We start from the raw sequence: 2,723 nt of genomic DNA, 5'->3' as shown, positions 1-2,723 counted from the left end.
GAATTATGAGTGATGAGTTATGAGTTGAGTTATGAGTTGAGTTATGAGTTTTGAAAGACTGGGATGGGTTACTTTTTTTCCATGCAGAGTTCAATCAGGACACTGCCGGTGGAACGGGGGTGGAGGAAACAGACGAGTTTGTTGTCGGCGCCGGGTTTCGGTTCATTGTTAAGCAAAATAAATCCTTTTTCTACTAGTCTTTTCATTTCGGCTTCGATGTCTTCTACTTCAAATGCTATGTGGTGAATGCCTTCACCTTTTTTTTCAATAAACTTTGCTATAACACCGTTCGGGTCAGTGCTTTCTAATAACTCGATTTTGGTTTCGGCTTTGCGAAAAAACGCGGTGATTACTTTTTCTGAAGCTACCTCTTCTGTTTTATAACTTGTTGTATTCAGCAATGCCTCATACAAGGGAATTGCTTCTTCCAGGCTTTTGACAGCGATTCCTATATGCTCAATTTTTAACATGTCGGGATTTTTGCAAAGGCTAAAATAGAACCATTTGTACTAGTTTTATGTTATTGCTTAAAGAAATGAGGATACCAGTCTATCTTGATAACAATGCTACCACTCCCTGCGACCCGCGGGTGGTGGAAACCATGCTGCCGTTTTTTACCCAACATTTTGGAAATGCGGCCAGCCGGAACCATCAGTATGGCTGGCAGGCTGAAGAGGCTGTAGATTTTGCCAGGGAACAAGCCGCAAAATTGATCGGCGCGGGTACTAAGGAACTGGTTTTTACTTCCGGATCAACTGAAGGAGTGAATCTTGCCATTAAGGGTGTATTCGAAATGTATGCCGTTAAGGGCAACCATATAATTACAGTCAGTACTGAACATAAAGCCGTACTCGATACCTGCGCAAATCTTGAAAAAAGAGGGGCTTCGTTAACCTATCTTTCCGTAAACCAGGAAGGCCTGATCAACCTGTCAGAACTTGAAGCTGCGATCAGACCCGAAACTATTTTGATTGCCATTATGTATGCCAACAATGAAACCGGCACAATACAACCTATCCGGGAAATCGGCAGGATTGCGAAAAAACATGGGGTCATTTTTTTCTCAGATGCAACGCAGGCAGTCGGCAAGATTCCCGTTAATGTGATTGACGATGGAATTGACCTTTTGTGCTTCAGCAGCCATAAGTTTTATGGTCCAAAAGGTATTGGTGCATTATATATCAGAAGAAAGGACCCAAGAGTAAGGTTAGTTCCCCAGATGGATGGCGGCGGTCATGAAAGAGGCATGAGAAGCGGTACTTTGAATGTTCCTGCTATAGCAGGTTTTGGAAAAGCCTGCGAAATAGCACTCGAAGAGCTTTCATTGGAAGCCCGGCGACTTGCGAACCTGAGGGATTTGTTGGAAACAGGGCTTTTGGAACTACCAGGCACTGCCGTTAATGGCAGCAAGTCGTCGCGATTGCCGCAGGTGACTAACATTTCATTTAAAAATGCGGAAAGCGAAGCCTTGCTGTTGGCTATTAATAAAGATGTGGCGGTTTCTTCCGGATCGGCCTGTACTTCTGCTTCGATTGAGCCAAGTTATGTGTTAAAAGCGCTCGGCCTCACTGACGCTCAGGCACATAGCTCACTGCGTTTCGGGGTGGGTCGATTTACCACCCGGGAAGAAGTCGATTTTACTATAGAAAAGATTAAAGTTGCCGTTACGGGCATGCGGGCCTTGAATCCGGCCTGAAAAAGGTTTATTTTTGTAAGAAGGAACCGGTCACTGAATACCTTCGGAGAATACCTTCGAACACAGCGATGGCGGACCGGAAAAAATACTAATATCAAAATACTATTATCATTGAATTATAAATATTATGATTTACGTTAGCGATAAAGCAAAAGAAAAAGTAGAAAAGTTGATGCAGGAGGCCCATATCGAGGGCCAGCCTGACTTTTTTCTTCGTGTATCAGTTGTGGGTGGCGGATGCTCAGGTCTTAGTTATAAAATGGATTTTGACAATCAGAGCAAACCAACTGACCAGGTTTTTGAAGATAAAGGCATCAAAGTCGTAACAGATCTTAAGAGTTTTCTATACCTGGTAAATACAACACTTGATTTTACCGACGGTCTTAATGGCAAGGGATTTCATTTCAGCAATCCGAATGCTTCAAGAAGCTGTGCCTGTGGAGAAAGCTTTGCTGTTTAGAAACAGATTTCTTAATTGCCGACCCAATACATAATTGCCGGCCCAATACATAAATAATGATCCCTTCCATTGAAGGGATTTTTCATAAGACTAAGTTGTTCCGGAGCTTGTAATATGATTGGTTAACCTTAAAACCTTATTTTCGTACCCATGTGGTCTGTTTGTAAAAAAGAATTCCGGCAGTTTTTCAGCAGCCTGACCGGGTATATTGCAATTGCCGTCTTTTTATTAGTCAATGGGCTATTTCTTTTTGTCTTCCCCGATAACATACTCGATTTCGGATATACCACACTCGACCGGTTTTTCGAGTTGGCACCTATGATCCTGTTACTATTGATTCCTGCTATCACCATGCGAAGTTTTTCAGACGAGTTTCGCAGTGGCACTTATGAAATTCTTCAAACAAAACCGCTTAGCAGCTGGCAGGTTGTCGGGGGCAAATACCTTGGCTCACTGCTTGTGGTTATAATTGCACTGATCCCTACCCTGATTTACGTTGTCAGCCTCAACGCGCTTTCATTTGAACAGGGTCTGGATTCAGGGGGCACAGCTGGCGCTTATATTGGT

General features: G+C 43.2%; 4 protein-coding genes. 3 read left to right on the top strand and 1 reads right to left on the bottom strand.

Going from position 1 to position 2,723, the window contains the following annotated elements; genetic code table 11:
• Nucleotides 1-68 precede the first annotated feature (68 nt).
• Nucleotides 69-470, bottom strand: a complete 402-nt coding sequence (mce, locus tag VK664_RS11440; RefSeq protein WP_461398792.1) for a methylmalonyl-CoA epimerase — start codon at nt 468-470, stop codon at nt 69-71.
• Nucleotides 471-517: 47 nt separating this feature from the next.
• Here mce and VK664_RS11435 point away from each other — a divergent pair, with 47 nt between their 5' ends.
• The 3 genes from VK664_RS11435 to VK664_RS11425 all read left to right on the top strand — a co-directional run.
• On the top strand, nt 518-1,696 hold the full coding sequence (locus tag VK664_RS11435; RefSeq protein ID WP_461398791.1) for an IscS subfamily cysteine desulfurase: 1,179 nt from the start codon (nt 518-520) through the stop codon (nt 1,694-1,696).
• Nucleotides 1,697-1,823: 127 nt separating this feature from the next.
• Nucleotides 1,824-2,156: a HesB/IscA family protein gene (locus VK664_RS11430; protein WP_461398790.1), complete on the top strand. Its 333-nt coding sequence runs from the start codon at nt 1,824-1,826 to the stop codon at nt 2,154-2,156.
• Nucleotides 2,157-2,306: 150 nt separating this feature from the next.
• A partial coding sequence (locus tag VK664_RS11425) for an ABC transporter permease (protein WP_461398789.1) occupies nt 2,307-2,723 on the top strand: 417 nt, incomplete at its 3' end.

The organism is Flavitalea sp. (genome assembly GCF_035489435.1).
In the GTDB taxonomy this organism is placed as follows: domain Bacteria; phylum Bacteroidota; class Bacteroidia; order Chitinophagales; family Chitinophagaceae; genus DATHKG01.
Note: the sequence above shows the minus strand (reverse complement) of the source record. Positions and strands in the feature narration are given on the sequence as shown.